Annotated in this window: 16 protein-coding genes; 11 read left to right on the top strand and 5 right to left on the bottom strand. The window is 70.1% G+C overall.

The window, feature by feature from the left end:
- Positions 1–166 precede the first annotated feature (166 nt).
- On the top strand, positions 167–1,456 hold the full coding sequence (locus CKO28_RS20680; RefSeq protein WP_200342718.1) for an ABC1 kinase family protein: 1,290 nt from the start codon (positions 167–169) through the stop codon (positions 1,454–1,456).
- Between the two features lie 20 nt (positions 1,457–1,476).
- On the opposite strand, the gene CKO28_RS20675 is transcribed toward CKO28_RS20680, so the two are convergent.
- Entirely contained in the window at positions 1,477–2,472 is a 996-nt protein-coding gene (locus CKO28_RS20675; protein ID WP_200342717.1) for an L-threonylcarbamoyladenylate synthase, read from the bottom strand.
- 113 nt (positions 2,473–2,585) lie between these two features.
- Here CKO28_RS20675 and parA point away from each other — a divergent pair, with 113 nt between their 5' ends.
- The 7 genes from parA to CKO28_RS20640 all read left to right on the top strand — a co-directional run bounded on the left by parA (position 2,586) and on the right by CKO28_RS20640 (position 7,052).
- Positions 2,586–3,227, top strand: coding sequence for a ParA family partition ATPase (gene parA / locus CKO28_RS20670; protein ID WP_200342716.1), 642 nt, complete (start codon positions 2,586–2,588; stop codon positions 3,225–3,227).
- A 194-nt stretch (positions 3,228–3,421) separates the two neighbouring features.
- Entirely contained in the window at positions 3,422–3,799 is a 378-nt protein-coding gene (locus CKO28_RS20665; RefSeq protein WP_200342715.1) for a type II toxin-antitoxin system RelE/ParE family toxin, read from the top strand.
- Positions 3,777–4,097 carry a helix-turn-helix domain-containing protein gene (locus CKO28_RS20660; protein ID WP_200342714.1) on the top strand — a complete coding sequence of 107 codons (321 nt, stop codon included), beginning with the start codon at positions 3,777–3,779 and terminating at the stop codon, positions 4,095–4,097. Before CKO28_RS20665 ends, CKO28_RS20660 begins: the two co-directional genes overlap by 23 nt.
- 158 nt (positions 4,098–4,255) lie before the next feature.
- Complete coding sequence (locus CKO28_RS20655; protein WP_200342713.1) at positions 4,256–4,855, top strand: TRAP transporter small permease; 600 nt, start codon at positions 4,256–4,258, stop codon at positions 4,853–4,855.
- Positions 4,856–6,166, top strand: coding sequence for a TRAP transporter large permease (locus CKO28_RS20650; RefSeq protein WP_200342712.1), 1,311 nt, complete (start codon positions 4,856–4,858; stop codon positions 6,164–6,166).
- Between the two features lie 138 nt (positions 6,167–6,304).
- A complete protein-coding gene (locus tag CKO28_RS20645; RefSeq protein WP_200342711.1) occupies positions 6,305–6,847 on the top strand; it encodes a hypothetical protein in 543 nt (180 codons plus the stop codon).
- The gene (locus tag CKO28_RS20640; protein ID WP_200342710.1) at positions 6,840–7,052 is read left to right on the top strand and encodes a hypothetical protein; all 213 of its coding nucleotides are present in this window, start codon (positions 6,840–6,842) and stop codon (positions 7,050–7,052) included. Before CKO28_RS20645 ends, CKO28_RS20640 begins: the two co-directional genes overlap by 8 nt.
- A gap of 255 nt (positions 7,053–7,307) precedes the next feature.
- Here CKO28_RS20640 and CKO28_RS20635 read toward each other — a convergent pair whose 3' ends face one another.
- Complete coding sequence (locus CKO28_RS20635; protein ID WP_200342709.1) at positions 7,308–7,805, bottom strand: hypothetical protein; 498 nt, start codon at positions 7,803–7,805, stop codon at positions 7,308–7,310.
- 174 nt (positions 7,806–7,979) lie between these two features.
- Between CKO28_RS20635 and CKO28_RS20630 the strand changes: the two genes are divergently transcribed.
- Positions 7,980–9,371, top strand: a complete 1,392-nt coding sequence (locus CKO28_RS20630) for an FAD-binding oxidoreductase (protein WP_200342708.1) — start codon at positions 7,980–7,982, stop codon at positions 9,369–9,371.
- A 23-nt stretch (positions 9,372–9,394) separates the two neighbouring features.
- Here the strand turns inward: CKO28_RS20630 and CKO28_RS20625 are convergent, their stop codons facing one another.
- Positions 9,395–9,583: a hypothetical protein gene (locus CKO28_RS20625; RefSeq protein ID WP_200342707.1), complete on the bottom strand. Its 189-nt coding sequence runs from the start codon at positions 9,581–9,583 to the stop codon at positions 9,395–9,397.
- Between the two features lie 193 nt (positions 9,584–9,776).
- On the opposite strand from CKO28_RS20625, the gene CKO28_RS20620 reads away from it, so the two are divergent.
- Together CKO28_RS20620 and CKO28_RS20615 are read left to right on the top strand one after the other, a co-directional pair.
- Positions 9,777–13,262, top strand: a complete 3,486-nt coding sequence (locus tag CKO28_RS20620; RefSeq protein ID WP_200342706.1) for an AsmA family protein — start codon at positions 9,777–9,779, stop codon at positions 13,260–13,262.
- Between the two features lie 83 nt (positions 13,263–13,345).
- A complete protein-coding gene (locus CKO28_RS20615; protein WP_200342705.1) occupies positions 13,346–14,017 on the top strand; it encodes a DUF6655 family protein in 672 nt (223 codons plus the stop codon).
- A gap of 65 nt (positions 14,018–14,082) precedes the next feature.
- On the opposite strand, the gene CKO28_RS20610 is transcribed toward CKO28_RS20615, so the two are convergent.
- On the bottom strand, positions 14,083–14,643 hold the full coding sequence (locus CKO28_RS20610; RefSeq protein WP_200342704.1) for a GAF domain-containing protein: 561 nt from the start codon (positions 14,641–14,643) through the stop codon (positions 14,083–14,085).
- A 124-nt stretch (positions 14,644–14,767) separates the two neighbouring features.
- Positions 14,768–17,026: a TRAP transporter permease gene (locus CKO28_RS20605; protein WP_200342703.1), complete on the bottom strand. Its 2,259-nt coding sequence runs from the start codon at positions 17,024–17,026 to the stop codon at positions 14,768–14,770.
- Positions 17,027–17,396 lie beyond the last annotated feature (370 nt).

Below are 17,396 nucleotides of genomic sequence, written 5' to 3'. Positions count from 1 at the left end.
CTCGTAATCGCGCCCGGTCTCGCGCCGCGCCCCCGCCGACAACGCGCCTTATGACGCGGCGCATTACGACGATGCCGAGAGCGCGGCGCGGCGCGAGACCGGGCGCGATTACGAGGAGGGCCGGTTCGGCCGGCGCGTGCAGCGCTATGCTCAGGTCGGCACCTCGATGGCCGGCGTGGTCACGCAGATGGCCGGCAAGCGCTTGCTCGGCCGCGACGTCGACGCGCTCAAGCACTCCGGCGAGCTGCGCCAGGCGCTGGGCGGGATCAAGGGCCCGCTGATGAAGGCCGCCCAGATCCTGGCGACCATCCCCGAAGCGCTGCCCAAGGAATACGCCCAGGAGCTGCAGCAGCTGCAGTCGAACGCCCCGCCGATGGGCTGGCCGTTCGTCAAGCGCCGGATGACCAGCGAGCTCGGCCCGGGCTGGCGCAAGCAGTTCCAGGAGTTCAGCCACGAGGCGGTCGCCGCGGCCTCGCTCGGGCAGGTGCATCGCGCGGTCGACCGGGACGGCCGGCAGCTTGCCTGCAAGCTGCAATACCCGGACATGCAGTCGACCGTGGAGGCGGACCTGACCCAGCTGCGCTGGGTGCTGTCGATCTACAAGCGCTACGACAACGCCATCGACACCAGCGAGATCTATCAGGAGCTGTCCGCGCGCCTGCGCGAGGAGACCGACTACGACCGGGAGCGCCGCAACATGGCGCTCTATCGCGAGATGCTGGCCGAGGAGCCCGGCGTCCACGTGCCCGAGCCGGTGCCGGAGCTGTCGTCGGGGCGCCTGCTGTCGATGAGCTGGGTCGAGGGATCGCGGCTGATGGACTTCATCCGCGACCATGCCGACCAGGAGCAGCGCAACCAGGTCGCCTACAATATGTTCCGGGCCTGGTACGTGCCGTTCTACGACTACGGCGTGATCCACGGCGACCCGCACCTGGGCAACTACACCGTCCGCCCGGCGGATCGGTCGATCAATCTGATGGACTTCGGCTGCATCCGCGTGTTCTCGCCGACCTTCGTGAAGGGCGTGATCGACCTCTACCACGCGCTTGAGCAGGGCGACGACGAGCTGGCGCGCGAAGCCTACAAGTCGTGGGGCTTTTCCGAGCTGAACGACGAGGTGCTGGAGACGCTCAACCTGTGGGCGCGCTACCTCTACGGCCCGCTGCTGGAGGACCGCGCGCAGCCGATCCAGCGCGACGGCTCGATCAAGGAGGGCGCGGAGCTGGTCAACAAGGTTCACCGCGAGCTCAAGCGCCTCGGCGGCGTGCGCCCCCCGCGCGAGTTCGTGCTGATGGACCGTGCGGCGATCGGGCTGGGCTCGGTGTTCATGCACTTGAAGGCGGAAGTCAACTGGCACCGCCTGTTCCAGGAGCTGATCCAGGACTTCGACGTCGACCGCCTGCGCGAACGCCAGACCGCCGCCCTGGACCGCGCCGGGCTCGAACGGCCGGCGTGACGGCGTGGGCCGCCGCCGCGCTAATCCCGCGGCGCCGCGGCGCGGCTGAGGCGGTCGTTGATCGCCGCCCCCAGGCCGGTCTCCGGCACCGGCATCGCGGCGATGCCGCGCACGTCCGCCCGGTCCAGGGCGTGCAGCTGGGCGAACAGGTTGGCCGCCGCTTCCCGCAGGTCGCCGGTCGGACTCAGGTTCGCGGTGATCTTGGCCCCGTCCGGCACGTCCGGTCCGAACGCCAGCAGCGCCTCGTCGGCTGTTGGATCGGTCGCGTTCAGGCGCAGCCGGGCGCGCGGCGCGTAGTGGCTGGCGAGCTGGCCCGGGCTGGCCGGCGCGTCCGGGTCGCGCGCGGGGTCGAGCAGCGGCCCCGCGACCGCCTCCAGCTCCTCCCGGGGCAGGCCGCCGGGGCGCAGCAGGGCCGGCCGGTCGCCGCAGACGTCGAGCACCGTCGATTCCACCCCGACCGTGCACGCCCCGCCGTCCAGGATCAGGTCGACCGCCCGGCCCAGGCTGTCGGCGACGTGGCGGGCGGTGGTCGGGCTGATCGATCCCGAGCGGTTGGCGCTGGGGGCGGCGACGGGGCGGCCGACCTGTTCGATCAGCCGGCGCGCGACGTCCCCGCCCGGCACCCGCAGCGCCAGTGTATCGAGGCCGGCGCCGGTCAGCGCCGCGATATCGCTGTCCGGCGCGCGCGGCACCACCAGCGTCAGCGGCCCCGGCCAGAACGCGTGCGCCAGCGCGCGGGCGCGTTCTTCGAACCGGGCGTGGGCGAACCGCCCGTGGGCGAACGCGCTGTCGGCGTCCGCGCAGTGGCTGATCAGGGGGTTGAAGCTGGGCCGGCGCTTGGCCTCGAAGATCCGGGCGACCGCGCGGGCGTCGGTGGCATCGGCGGCCAGGCCGTAGACCGTCTCGGTCGGGAAGGCGACCAACCCACCGGCGCGCAGCAGTTCGCCCCCGCGGGCGAGCGCGGCGGGGTCGCGGGCGTCGGCGATCTCGGGGCGGCAGGGGTGGCGGTCGGTCATGGCGGCGGTGAATTTAGGCTGGCGCGCGGGGCCAGGGAAACCCCGTGGCCGGCGGCTTGTCGCGCCGTCCCCGCGCAGGCAAACTGCGACCAATATCTCGGGGGGATTTATCCATGGCCGCCAAGGTCTTCACGATCGCCCAGCAGAAGGGCGGGGCGGGCAAGACGACGCTGGCCGCGCACCTGGCGGTCGCCTGGACCGCGCAGGGCTATCGCGTCGCGGTCGTCGATATCGACCCGCAGATGTCGCTGACCGCCTGGTTCCGGGTGCGCGAGGCGGCGCGCGGCGACGCCGGCGCCGGCTTGCTGGTCAACCAGATCAAGGGCTGGCGGGTGCGCGCGGAAGTCGACAAGCTGGCCGGCCAGCACGACATCGTCCTGATCGACAGCCCGCCGCACATGGAGACCGAGGCGCGCGTGGCGATCCGCGCGGCCGACCTGGTGATCGTGCCGGTGCAGCCCTCGCCGATGGACGTCTGGGCGACCAAGCCGACCATGGACCTGGCGCGCGAGGAGAAGAGCCCGGTGATCCTGGTGCTCAACCGCGTGCCGCCGCGCGCCAAACTGACCGACGCCATGCAGGCGGAGATCGACGCGCTGGGCGCCGAGCAGGCCCAGGCGCAGATCGGCAACCGCGTGGTATTCGCCAGCGCGCTCTCCGAAGGCCGCGCGGTCGGCGAGGTGTCGCCCACCGGCAAGGCAGCGCGCGAGATCCAGGCGCTGGCGAAGGAATTGCTGAAGCGCGTGGGGGCATAGTACCTGCCAGTTCGACGGCGCAGAGCGTTTACGGTCTGCGGCGCCGAATTGTCAGACTTCAACGCGCCGGCAGCCCGCCGCGCGCCAATCCGATCTCGCTTGCCGGTTGCGGCCTGTAGCACTTAGTGCTATATCACTGAGGCATATATTTCCTCGGTAGATTTTTCTCATTAATTCTGCCTTGGAGATAGTGGATGCGGATATTCAAAGCGAAAGGGTTCAAGCCCGGCAAGGATGGCCCGAGCGACGCAGACCTGCGCGCGGCCATCGGGGAGATCGAAGCGGGCTTGGTCGATGCCGAACTCGGCGGGGAGTTGGTCAAGAAGCGAATTGCGCGACCGGGGGAGGGGAAGCGGCGTGGATTTCGTACCATCGTTGCGGTGCGAATAGGGGAAAAGGCCTTTTTCCTTTACTGCTTTGCCAAAAAGCAACGAGACAACATCACCGGGCCTGAACTCGCGGCGCTTAGAAGGCTGGCGACCGAGCTCGTGGGCTACTCCGAGGCGGAACTGGACAAGGCGCTTGAACGCGGCGCGCTTGTGGAGCTCGATGAGCAAGAACACCGATCATAGCGATATCCTGGAATCGGTTCACGAGTCCGCCCGTGCGCTCCACGACGCGGGCATCATGGACACGACGACGATGAAGGATTTCGATGAATTGTGTCTCTCTCCCGCGCGGGAATATTCCGGCGAGGAACTGAAGGCATTGCGGGAACGGTTGCGCGTCTCCCAGCCCGTGCTGGCGATCTATCTTGGCGTTACCAAGTCCACCGTTGCTCAGTGGGAGCAGGGCGTGAAGAAGCCGCGCGGGCCGGCGCTCAAGCTGCTTAATCTCGCAGAGCGCAAGGGACTGGACGCGATCTCGTAAGGTTCGCCAGCGTTCGTGCGCGCCCGGCTTGCTTGCCGCCAGCCGCGGTCGGCGCACGGTCGGCGCATGGGCGCCAGCCAAGGCGGGTTGACGTTCCAGGCTTCCGCGCACGTCCCCTCTTGAACCGCCGGCCGGTTCCGGCCACGCTCGCGCCCGTCATGCGGACCTTCCTCGACCGGCTGTATGCCCTGTCCGGCGCGATCGCGGCCGGGTTCATCTGTGCCATCGCGGGGATCGTGCTGGCGCAGGTGGGGGCGAACCTGATCGACCAGATCGCGACCCTGGTGCTGGGGGCGCCGTTCGGGCTGGTGGTGCCGTCGTACGCCAACTTCGCCGGCTTCTTCCTGGCCGCGGCGACCTTCTTCGCGCTCGCCTACACCCTCAAACGCGGGGCGCACATCCGGGTGACCCTGGTGATCCAGCTGCTGGGCCCGAAGCTCCGGCAGGCCGTGGAGGTCTGGTGCATCCTGGTCGGGCTGGCGATCGCCGGCTTCTTCACCTGGTACAGCTTCGGCCTTGTTCAGGCGTCGTACCGCTTCGGCGACATGTCGACCGGCATGGTCGCGATCCCGATCTGGATCCCGCAGGGTGCGCTGGTGCTCGGCGGCGCGGTGCTGACGATCGCGCTGTTGGACGAGCTCGTGGTGGCGCTCAGGGGCGGCACGCCCGAGCACGAGCGCGCCAACGTCGGTATCCTGCTGGACGTCTCGGAAGCCGAGCAGGGGGCCGAGCACGACACGACCGGGGAGCGGCGCTAGATGGGGGAGGTCTGGCTCGGCATCCTGCTGGTCGTCGTGCTGTTCGCGCTTCTGGGCAGCGGCGTCTGGGTCGCCTTCTCGCTGTTCGGCGTCGGGCTGGTGGCGATGGAGCTGTTCACCAGCGCGCCGGCGGGCCGGGTGCTGGCGACATCCGTCTGGGGGGCCTCCAACTCCTGGGCGCTGGCGGCGCTGCCGCTGTTCATCTGGATGGGCGAGATCCTGTTCCGCTCGCGCCTGTCGGCGGACCTGTTCGGCGGCCTGGCGCCCTGGATGGGCCGGCTGCCGGGCCGGCTGATGCACGTCAACATCCTCGGCTGCTCGATCTTCGCCGCCGTCTCCGGCTCCTCGGCCGCGACCGCCGCCACGATCGGCCGGATGAGCCTGCCGGAACTGACCAGGCGCGGCTACGACGAGACGATGTCGATCGGCACGCTGGCCGGCTCCGGCACGCTCGGGCTGCTGATCCCGCCGTCGATCATCCTGATCGTCTACGGCGTGGCGATCGAGGAATCGATCGCCCGGCTGTTCGTCGCCGGGATCCTGCCCGGGCTCGTGCTGGTGCTCTTGTTCATGGGCTACGTCGCGCTGTGGAGCGTGATGCACCCCGAGCGCACGCCCCCGCGCGACCCGCCGATGCCGCTTGGCGAGCGGATCTGGCAGTCGCGCCGGCTGATCCCGGTGATCCTGCTGATCCTGGGCGTGATCGGCAGCATCTATATCGGCATCGCCAGCCCGACCGACGCCGCGGCCGTGGGCGTGTTCCTGGCGCTGCTGCTGTCCTGGCTGTCCGGCACCCTGACCCGGAAGAGCTTCGCCGACGGCCTGATGGGGGCGACCCGCACCTCCTGCATGATCGCTTTCATCCTGGCGGGCGCGTCGTTTCTCACAAGCGCGATGGGCTTCACCGGTATCCCGCGCATGCTGGCCGAATGGATCGGCACCCTGGAGCTTTCGCAGTACGGCTTGCTGGCCGCGCTCACGCTGTTCTTCGTCGTCCTCGGCTGCTTCCTGGACGGCATCTCGCTCGTGGTGCTGACCACCGCGGTGATTCTGCCGGTGGTCGAGGCGGCCGGCATCGACCGCATCTGGTTCGGCATCTACCTCGTGGTGGTCGTGGAGATGTCCCAGATCACCCCGCCGGTCGGCTTCAACCTGTTCGTCCTGCAGGGTCTGACGGGGCGCAACATCCTCCAGGTGGCGGTCGCCGCGCTGCCGTTCTTCCTGATCCTGGTGCTGGGCGTGGTCCTGCTGGTGGCCTTTCCGCAGCTTGCCCTCTGGCTGCCGGAGCTGATGGCGCGGATGCAGAATTAGAGCAAGATGCTGAAAGGTGAAGCCAGCTTTCAGCTGAATCTTGCTCTCTCTTCAAGCAGTTAGAGCAAGATTCACGATGAAGGTCGACACGACCTTCATCGATTCTAGCGGGCTGCTGGAAGGACAGTGGGAGAGCGCATGGCCCAACAAGGCCCCAGCGGCTCGCCGGCCGATACCGGCGGACGTAACGATCCGGTCGGTGTCCTGGCCGAATACGAGGGCGTGGCGGACGATCGCGAACTCAAGCTCGGCGAGGCCGACCTCGTCCCGATCGTTGACGACGAGCGCAAGCGGCGACGACTGATCGACACGCTGAGGGCGTTGCCGCCGGAGTCCGCGGTCAGGCAGGCGATCCTCTACCGGTGCCAGACGATTGCCGACGATCTGAGGGGAAAGGCGAAGCGCCGGGCCGATCGCGCTGAGACCGCGGACATTTACATCGGACGCATGGCGGTCACGGTTTCCGTGTCCGGTGCGGTCGGCCTTGTCGCGGGCTCGCCGGAGGTGTCCGCGACGGCATATCTGGCACTCGTGGCTGTCGGCGTTTTCGGGATGGTCTACGCCGCGCTGGAGCGCCAGATGTCAAAGGGAGAGGAAAATGATAACATCCACGTTGCCAAGCGGATCGAGCGCATGATCGAGGCCGTGGAGCGCCCCTCTCCGGGAGACCGCAATGACTGAACCGCTGCTGACGCTCTTCGGAGGCATCGACACCGAGACGGCCGTTTGGGCGGTCGTAGCGCTCGTGCTCGTGTACTACAGCGTCGTCGCGGTCATGGCGCGTCTGGGCGAGCGGCGCGAGAAGACCCGGCAGGACCGCGAGGCCCGCGCCTTTCCGGAAACGCTCAAGGTCGCCCGGGAGATCGACGACCGTACGAAGACCTGATCGGCCGATTCCGAGGACAAGAGCGCTTGGCGCCCGGCTCGGTGGGGCGGGGGGTTGGCTAGAGCAAGATGCTGAAAGGTGAAGCCACCTTTCAGCTGAATCTTGGCTTCTCTTCAAGCAGTTAGAGCAAAATTCACGGTGAAGGTTGGACTCGACCTTCATCGATTGTGCTCAAGGTCAGAACGTGCTGCGCTTGGGTGCGACGTTCAATCTGGCGGGCGGAGCGGTCGAAACCGGCGAACCGACGAGAGTAGTCTACCGCTCCCGCCGCTCCAGCTTCGCCTTCATCTCCTGCAGCTTGTCGAACGCCGGCAGCTTGGCCTCGTTCTTCGAGCGGTAGGGCCGTTGGGAGGCGCGCTTGGTGCCGGTCGGCTTGTGCAGGATGCGCCCGCCCCAGTACTGGTTGGGGCGCTGGAAGACGGTGACGTTGAAGTTCTCGACGTTGAGGTACTCGTTGCCGCGCTGGGAGACGCGCCAGGTGCGCTTCAGCCAGTTGGCGCGGCGCTGGGCCTCGTTGCGCTTCCAGCGTTCGCGGCTGCGGGCGGCCTGGCGGTCGGCTTCCATGTGCTCGGCGCAGACGCAGCCGACCCGCAGGTCGTAGGGGACGTCGGGATGGCGCATCAGGTGGACGAAGCGGATCTCCACCGTTTCGCACATCTCGCAGGTTTCGTGGGCGTCGCCGACGTCCTCGATGCCGACGTTGAACCAGCCCTTGTGGGGCACGCCCGGCTGTGTCCACTTGCCACTCGCCATCGCCGCACCGACGCTTGACACCGTCCAATCGCCGGCCCGGACCCGCGGCGGCGCGGGCGGTCGTGGGCCGATCCTGGTCATGTTATGGTCGCATAAGGTGAGAAAACAAGACCGGTTGCGCTGCGCGACACGCGCGGCGTAACGGGGCGCAAAGCCACGGGGAGGACAAGTTCGATGAACGCGGATGCGGCGCTCAAGCGCGGCTGGCTGGACGAGTTGGCGGACGTGCTGGGCGACCGGCTGAGCACGGCCGGCGCGCTGTTGGCGCAGCACGGCCAGGACGAGAGCTACCACGAAGGCCAGCCGCCCGAAGCCGTCGCCTTTCCCGAGAGCACCGAGGAGGTGGCGCGGCTGGTGGCGATCTGCGCGCGCCACGGCAAGCCGGTGATCCCGTTCGGCGTGGGCACCTCGCTGGAGGGGCACGTGGCCGCGCTGTCGGGCGGGGTCTGCCTCGACCTGTCGCGGATGAACGACGTGCTGGAGGTCAACGCCGAGGACATGGACTGCGCCGTGCAGGCCGGCGTGACCCGCAAGCAGCTGAACGAATACCTGCGCGACACCGGCCTGTTCTTCCCGATCGATCCCGGCGCCGACGCCACCCTGGGCGGCATGGCGGCGACCGGGGCAAGCGGCACCAACGCGGTGCGCTACGGCACCATGCGGGAGAACGTGATCGGCCTGACCGTGGTGCTTGCCGACGGCAGCGTCGTTCACACCGGCGGGCGGGCGCGCAAGTCGTCCGCCGGCTACGACCTGACCCGGCTGATGATCGGCAGCGAGGGCACGCTTGGCGTGATCACCGAGGTGCGCCTGCGCCTGGCCGGCCAGCCGGAGGCGATCTCGTCCGCCGTCTGCGCCTTCCCCACGCTGGAGGGCGCGGTCGAGACGGCGCAGCTGGTGATCCAGTCGGGCATTCCGGTTGCGCGCATGGAACTGCTGGACGAGGTGCAGATGGACGCCTGCAACCGCTACAGCGGCCTCGACTACCCGGTCCAGCCGACGATTTTCTTCGAGTTCCACGGCTCCGACGCCGGCGTGGCGGAGCAGGCGGAGCGTACCGGCGAACTGGCGCAGGCCGCGGGCGGCACCGACTTCGCCTGGGCGACCCGGCCGGAAGAGCGCTCGCAGCTGTGGGCGGCGCGTCACGCCGCGTTCTACGCCGCGCTCGCGCTGCGCCCCGGCGGCAAAGGCTGGCCGACCGACGTCGCGGTGCCGATCTCGCGGCTCGCCGACTGCATTATCGAGACCAAGCGCGACATCGCGCAGTCCGGCCTGATCGCGCCGCTCGTCGGGCACGTCGGCGACGGCAATTTCCACCTGGTCCTGGTGATCGATCCCGACGACGCCGAAGAGATGACGCGCGCCCAGGCCCTGAACGACCGCCTGGTCGCCCGCGCCCTGAAGATGGCCGGTACCTGCACGGGCGAGCACGGCATCGGTTACGGCAAGATGCACCTGCTGGAACAGGAGCACCCCGACCTGCTGCCCGCCATGGCCGCGATCAAGCGCGCGCTCGATCCCGCCAACATCCTGAACCCGGGCAAGATCGTGAAGCTGGACGGGTAAACGCCGGCCGCGCGCGTGGACCCTTAAGCCGGCTCCGGGGCGTCGGGATCGTCCGGGCGTCCCGGGCGTTCCGGGGGGTTGGGCAGGCCCAGGCGGTAGCTGTCGGACGGGCGCGGACTGGCCGGCGCGTCGGCGTCGCGCGAGGTCGCGAGGCGGGGCAGGCCGCGCTGCTTGCGGCGGCGGTAGGCGTCCAGGTCGATCAGCTTGCCCATGGCTGCGGTCTCTCGTTTGCCCGGTCCAGACCGGCTCCAGACGCGCGGCACGGGCGTCTCGCGCGTGCCAAGCGTTTGCCGTCGGCGCCGACTTTCATTAGCTTAGCGCGTACGCCGCCGGGCGCAACGGAAAGCCCGCCATTTCTGCGCACGCGCCCTGCCGGCGCTGGTCCGTCGCGACGAAGGTTCCACGTTGAAGAAGCTGATCTACGCCCTGCTCGCCGTCCTGTTTGTGTTGATGGCGGCGGTGCTCCTCCTGCCCAGCCTGATCGACTGGAACGCCTACAAGGACCAGCTGGCCCGGCAGGTCGAGCAGGCGACCGGGCGCGACATCGCGGTCGACGGGCCGGTCAGCCTGTCGCTGCTGCCCAGTCCGGCGTTTTCCGCCCAGCAGGTCACGCTCGCCAACGTCGACGGCGGGCGCGACCAGCCGATGGCCCGGATCGCGGAGATGCGCATGCAGGTCGCGCTCGCCCCGCTGCTGCAGGGCCGGGTCGAGGTCGAGCGGCTGGTGCTGGTGGAGCCGCGGCTGCTTTTGGAACGCACGGCCGACGGCCGCGCCAACTGGCGCCTGGGCGGGCCGGGCGACCCTGCGACCGGGTCAGGCAGTCCGCTGGGCAGCGGCCTGCTGGGCAAGGTCAGCCTGCAAAGCGTGCGGGTGGTCGACGGCACGCTGCGCTTCGTCGACGCCCGGGCCGGCATCGACCGGCGGGTGACGGCGGTCGACGCGCGCCTGTCCGCGCAGTCGCTGTCGGGCCCGTTCGAGGCGGACGGCAGTCTGGCTGTCGACGGCGTTCCGCTCGAGTTCGACGGTCAGCTCGGCCGGCTGGGCGCGGGCGGGCCGGCACCGTACAGCCTGCGGGTGCGGCTGCCGGGCACGGACGCGCACGCCACCCTGGGCGGCGCGCTGACCACCGGCCAGACGGTGCGTCTGCAGGGCGATCTGGAGTTGCGCGGCGGCGATCTCGCGACCGCGCTGGCGCAGGTCACCGGCCGCGCGGCGGCCAGCTATCCGGCTCAACTGGCGCAGACCTTCTCCGCCGAGAGCAGGTTGACGCTGGAGGGCGGCGTCCTGAAGGCGCAGGACCTGTCGTTGCAGTTGGGCGACACCGGCGCCGACGGCCGGCTGCAGGTGAGCTTCCCCAGCGCCCCCGATACCGACCGGACCAACGTGATCGCCGACCTGACGGTCCAGCGCCTCGACCTCGACCGGCTGCTCGCGATGCAGCGCGCGGACGGCAGTGCCGCCGGCGGCAGCGGCGGCTCGCCCGATGGTAGCGGCGACGGCTTCGCGCTGCCGCAGGACCTGCGCGCCGAACTCAACCTTAACGTCGGCGCGATCCTGTACCGCGACCGGGTGATTCGCCAGGGCCGGGCGAACGCGGTGCTCGCCGACGGGACGGTGACGTTGAACCAGGCGATGGCGCTGCTGCCCGGCTCGAGCGACCTGGCGGTGTTCGGCACCCTGGCCGCCCAGGATGGCCAGCCGGTGTTCGATGGCCGGCTGGAGTCAGCCTCCGACAACCTGCGCGGCATGCTGGCCTGGCTGGGCGTCAACGCGGAGCGCGTGCCCAAGGACCGGCTGCGCCGGATGGAATTGCTGGCCGACGTGCAGGCGCGCCCTGGGCAGGTCACGCTGACCAACCTGGATCTCGAGGTCGACACCGTGCAGCTGCGGGGCGGCATCGCCATCGCCCTGCGCCAGCGTCCGGGCTTCGGCATCGGCCTGACCGCGGACCGGCTGAACCTCGCCGCCTACCTGCCGGACAACGGGAATGCGACCGATGGCGGCGGCGGGGTCGGCGGCGAGGGCTATGGCGGGCCGCCGCTCGCCTGGCTGGGCGGCTTCGACGCGAACTTCGATCTGCGCGCCGGCCAGCTGACCTATGCCGGCACCACCGCCCAAAACGTCAAGCTGGACGCGACCCTGCACAATCAGGTGCTGACCGTGCGTGAGGCCTCGGTCGGCAACCTGGGCGGCGCCCGCGTGCGGGTGGACGGGACGCTGAGCGAACTGGTCGGGCCGGCCCCGAAGCTCGACCTCAATGTCGACCTCGACGTCAAAGACGTGCCGCGCTTCGCCGGCCTGGTCGGCGCGTCCGACAGCGTCCCGGCCGGGATCGGGCCGGTCGCCCTGGTCGGCACGGTGCAGGGCGGGCTGGCCGGGGCCAAGGTCGACGGGACGCTGACCGCGCTCGGCGGCACCGCGACCTTCCAGGGCACTGTGGAGCCGCTGGCCGCGCCGGCGGCGTTCGACCTCGTCCTGGCCCTGCAGCACGACAGCCTGAGCGGGCTGACGGCTCAAGCGCCCGGACTGCCCGCGCTGCCGGCGGAGACCGGCCCGCTCGATCTGACCGCACGGGTGACCGGGACCAGCCGCGGCTTCGCGACCGACAACCTGAAGGGCCGGATCGGTCCCGTGCCGCTGAGCGGGCCTTTCTCGGTCGACCTGTCCGGCCTGCGGCCGAAGCTCACGGCGACGCTGGCGACCGGCGCGTTGCCGCTCGCGGCGTTCGGGGCGGCGGCCGGCGGGCCGGCGGATGCGGCCGGGGCGGATGCGGGCACCGGCGGCGGGACCGGCGGCGGGACCGGCGACGCTGGCGGCGACGGGTCGGGCCCCCGCTGGTCGGCGCAGCCGCTGCCGCTGGACGCGCTGGGCGCCCTCGACCTCGATCTCGAGCTCACCTCCGACGCCATCGTGCTGACCGACGGCAGCCGGCTGGAAGGCGCCGAACTGTCGGCAGCCCTGAGCGACGGGGTGCTTAACCTGGAGCGCCTGACCGGTACGCTGTTCGGCGGCGAGGTCAGCGCCACCGGCACGTTGGACACCCGCACCACCCCGGCGGCCTCGCTCGCAGTCGACGCGCAGCAGGTCTCGAGCGGGCCGTTGCTGGCGCGCGCGTTCGATCTGCGCGCGCTGAACGGGCCGATCGACTTGCAGGCCGACTTGAACGCGCGCGGCGCCAGCATGAACGCGATGATCGCGAGCCTGGCGGGCGAGGGCAGCGTGTCCGGACGGGTCACCGTCGCGCCGCAGGTGTTCCTGGGGCCCCAGGTTGGGCGCCTGCTGGAGCAGGCCGGCGCCGCTGACGGCCGGCTCGGCCGGCAGCTGTCGAACATGCTGGGTGACTCCTTTGGGGCCGACGTGCAGATCGGCGGGCTGACGCAGGCGCTCGACTTCGTCGGCACCGCGTTCACTCGGGAGCGGGCCCGCCTGACCGGCAGCTTCGCCGTTGCCGACGGGATCGTGACCACCGCCGACCTGACGCTGGATGGGCTCGAGGGCCGGGCGGAGGTGCGCGGGCAGGTCAACCTGCCGGCCTGGCGGCTGGACCTGACCACCGAACTGTTCCGCGCCACCGACGCGCCGGACGCGCCGTTCGTCGTGACCCGTCAGACCGGGCCGTTGGATGCGCCCGACGTTGCGATCACCGGCGGGGCGTTTCAGCAGCAGCTGACGCCGGAGAAGATCGAGCAGGAGACGCAGGACGCGGCGCCGGCGGGCGGTGGCGCGGACGACGCGGCGTCCGAAGCGCCCGATCAGGCGGGCGACCGGGAAACGATCGAGCCGACCGGCGCGAAGGAGCCATCCCAGCCGGGCGCCGCCGGCAACGCCCAGCCCAGGCGCGCCGAGGAGATCATCCGCGGCGTGCTGGATCAGTTGCAGACCGACCGGTAACGCGGGCGCCACGGCCGCGGCCCGCGGCGGCGTCCGTCCGTCGGCTTCGTCCGGGATCCCGAACGCTGACCAGGAGCGCCACCATGACCGCGACAGCGGCTCGCGCCGCCATGACCGCGACAGCGGCTCGCGCCGTCGTGCTCGCCCTGCTGGCGGTCGTCGCCGCCGGCTGCACGGAGATCCGTCGGACCCAGCCGGAGCGCGGCGCGAACGAGCAGCTGCTGCTGTCGACGGCGGCGGACAAGGCGATCGAGCGGATGGAGTTCGGCATCGACTACGGCCAGCGCGTCTATCTGGACGGCCGTTATTTCGACTCCTACGACCGCGCCTATGCCATCGGTGCGCTGCGGGCGGCGCTGCTCGCTGAAGGCGCGTACCTGGTCAGCAATCGCGCGGACGCGGACGTGATCGTGGAGGTGCGGTCCGGCGCGCTGTCGACGACGCGGAGCGAGTTCCTGGCCGGGATCCCCGCCGTCGAGGTGCCGATCCCGACGACGACGGCTCTTGAAACGCCGGAAATCGCCTTGTGGAAAGAACTGGACCGGACCGGTGTCGCCAAATTCGCGGCGACCGTCTACCGCAGCGACGGCGGCCTGATTAAGGAGGTTGGGCCGGTTTACGGCCTGTCCTGGCTGGACCGGAACAACATCCTCGGCATCGCCTGGGAGGTGCGGAACACCCAGCCGGAAGACGTGCCGGTCGACCCGCCGGTCGCCGGCCCGGATCCCGCGCGCAAGACCGATCAAGCCGGGTAGCGCCGGGGCCGGCGGGCCGGAGCGGCGGTCGGGTTAGGCTCGGTGTTCCGCGCCGCGGCGATGCACTACAGCCAGATGGTCCAGTCGATTTCGCAGCTGTCGTCGGCCGACGGCAGGTCGTTCTCGGCGTGCCGGCCGATCTCCTCCTCCACCAGCCGGGCGATATCGCGCAGGTTGGCGCGGTCGTTGCGGCTGAAGCCCGGGTGCGGCGCGGTATCCATCAGGCACAGCGTGCCGACGCACGCGCCGTCCGGGCTGCGCACCGGCGCGCCAGCGTAGAAGCGTACACCCCGGTTGCAGTCGGCCAGCCGCAGGTCTTCGAACCGCGGGTCCGCCGCCACGTCGGGCACGATCAGCGCGGCGCCCTCGGCGACCGTGAAGGCGCAGAAGGCGTGATCGCGCGGCACTTGCGCAACCTTCACCCCGATCGAGGCCTTGAACCAGTTGCGGTCGCGGTCGAGCAGGGCGACCGCGGCGATCGGCACGCCGCCCACCCGGGCGGCCAGCCGGGTCAGGCGGTCGAACGCCAGCTCCCGCGGGGTGTCCAGCAGGCGCAGGCGCCGCAGCGCGGCCAAGCGGTGCGGCTCGTCCCGGGGCAGGGGCGTGGTCGTTTGGGGCTTGGCCATGGCCGGCGTCTCCTCGCGTTGACGTCGCGCGGGAACAGCGTCCCCAGCTACCCAATATAGAGTGAAAAACACGCGAATGCGCACGCACGGGTGTATGCGATGCCTGACCGGAAGGATATTGAATCTAGAGCAAGATGCTGAAAGGTGGTTCTTTCAGCATCGTGCCCTTGGCCGGAACGGGCGTTGCGTGGGCGCGCCAGCGGTTGAACGCCCAGGCGCTGGCGAACAGGGTCGCGCCGGCCGCGTGCGTCCACCAGATCCCGGGCCAGAACAACAGGGCCCCAGCCGCCAGCAGCCCGCCGCGCGCCAGCCAGCCGACCGGGCCGACCAAGGGGCCGACCAGATAGCCCTGCAGCCCCGCCGCGATGCAGTACAGGCCCAGCGTGGCGACCACGAAAATCTCCAGCACTTCATGCCAGGTCCCGCCCAGCAGCGGGGTGTAGGCGAACAGCAGCGGCACCATGTACAGCCCCTTGGCGATCTTCCAAGCCTGCACCCCGGTTTTCATCGGGTCGGTGCCGGCGATCGCCGCGCCGGTAAAGGCGGTCAGGCAGACCGGTGGGGTGACGTTGGAATCCTGGCTGAGCCAGAAGATGATCATGTGCGCGGACAACAGCGCGAACGTCGCGGCGTGGTCGCTCAGGGCCTGTTCGCGGACGATGTTGATGACCTCCGGCGGCGCGGAATCGAGCAGCGCCTGCGCGGCCGCCGCGCCCATCGGCTGGGCCAGCTTCGCGAGCGCGTTCGGGTCGACCAGCATGAAGGCGCTGCGCGCGGCCTCCGGCAGGGTGCCGCTTTCCAGCATCTCCAGGATTTGCCCCTGCACGATCAGGTCGCGCAACGCCGGGGCGGACAGCACCGCGAGCACGACGTAGGCCGCCGTGACCGGCAGCCCCATGCCGAGGACCAGCGAGGCAAGCGCGACCAGGACGAACGCGATCAGCAGGTTGCCGTCGGCCCACTGGCTGATCATCAGCGACAAGAGGTTGCCCAGGCCGGTCGTCGGGATGACGTTGACGAAAATGCCGATCGCGACCAGCAGCACGGCGATCATGGTGACGTTGCGCACCCCGTTCGCCAGCGCCTCGGCGATCGCCCGCGGGCCCATCTTCTCCGAGGTGAACCAGGAGCCGGCGACCACCGCCAGGATCGCCAGCCCGGCGGAGTAGGTCGGGGTGAAGCCCTGGAACAGCAGCAGCACCAGGACACCGATCGGGGCCAGCAGCTTGACCACCCCGCGGACCAGCACCTCGCGGACGTTCAGCCCGTGGTCTGCCTCGGGCAGCAGGTTCAGGCGCTTCGCCTCGATCCGGACGTAGAAGGCGACCGACAGGAAGTACAACAGCGCCGGCAGGGCTGCGGCGGAGATGATGGTGACGTAGGGGATCTGGGTGTAGTTCGCCATGATGAAGGCGCCCGCGCCCATGATCGGCGGCATCAGCTGGCCGCCGGTGCTGGCTGCCGCCTCCACCCCCGCGGCGAACCGGCCGGGATACCCCGAGCGCTGCATCAGCGGGATCGTGATCGTCCCGGTCTGGGCGGTGTTGGCGACGGCGGAACCCGAGATCGTGCCGGTCAGCGCGCTGGCGATCACCGCGACCAGCCCGGGCCCGCCGGTCAGCCGGCCAGCGACCACCTGCGCCAGATCGACGATCGCATCGCCCGCGCCCGAGCGCAGCAGGAACGCGCCGAACAGGATGAACATCACCACGATCGAGGCGCTGATCCCGGCGATGTTGCCGAAGATCCCGTCATCGCCGTAGACGGTGCGGAACAGCATGGTTTCCGCCGACAGCCCGGCGAACTGCAGCATGCCGTCGATCTCCGGGCCCAGCCAGGTGGCGTAGGACAGCGCCAGCACGCTGAGCACCGGCACGATCCAGCCGGTGGTCCGGCGCACCAGTTCAAGCGCGACCACGATCAGCACGCCGCCGGCGATCCACTCGCCGGCGGCAAGGTTCATGCCGCGGTCGTAGATCGCGGTTTCCTGGGCGATCAGGTAGAGGCCGGCGAGCGCCCCCACGACGCCGAGCCCGAGGTCGGCGAGCGTGCCCCAGCGGCTGTCCGTCCACCACGCGCGCGGGATCATCGGGTAGAACAGCCCGGCCAGCACCGCGAAGCCTGCGAAGTGCAGGGCGTTCATCAGCAAGGGCGGCGGGACGGCCATCTGCTGCAGGGCCCGGCCCAGACCGCCCAGCGTGTCGATCGATCCGCCGGCGAGGCCCAGCAGCGCGTCCAGCCCGTCGACGATCAGCGAGCCCAGGCCGTTCATGTAGAGGTGCACCAGCGCGATCGCGATCGCGCCCGCCAAAACGCCGCGTTCCGCGCGCGCCGACAGCCGGCGGACAGGTTGCTTGAGCCGCTCGCCCTCACCTTCGCTCATCGCGCGCGCTCCTGTGGTGTGGTTGCTGGGGCGTCGGATTTCGGCAACCGCCGGGGCGGTTCCGGGATCTTGGGGTACACGGGCTTGGACGGATGCGGCCGCTGCAACCGACCGGATCGGGACACACCTGAAAGCATGTCGCGGAAGCGAAAAAAGGCCGTGTCTGGACGCCCCCACAGATGCAAGCCCTTTTTCCTCGGGTCCGGTGTAGGCATGCGGTCAGGTGCAGTCGTGTCTTCGGCCTCTCGATGCGGCCGTTACACGCCGCGGGCCTGTATGGAGATACGCGGACCGGGTCCAATACGCTTACTCGCACTGTAGCGTGCAGCGCCTTCGTGCTGGTTTTCCCGACCCCGTCTCGATGACCGTT

Source organism: Rhodovibrio sodomensis (genome assembly GCF_016583645.1).
GTDB lineage: Bacteria > Pseudomonadota > Alphaproteobacteria > Kiloniellales > Rhodovibrionaceae > Rhodovibrio > Rhodovibrio sodomensis.
The sequence above is the reverse complement of the archived record's forward strand: the minus strand, read 5'-3'. Positions and strand labels throughout refer to the sequence as shown.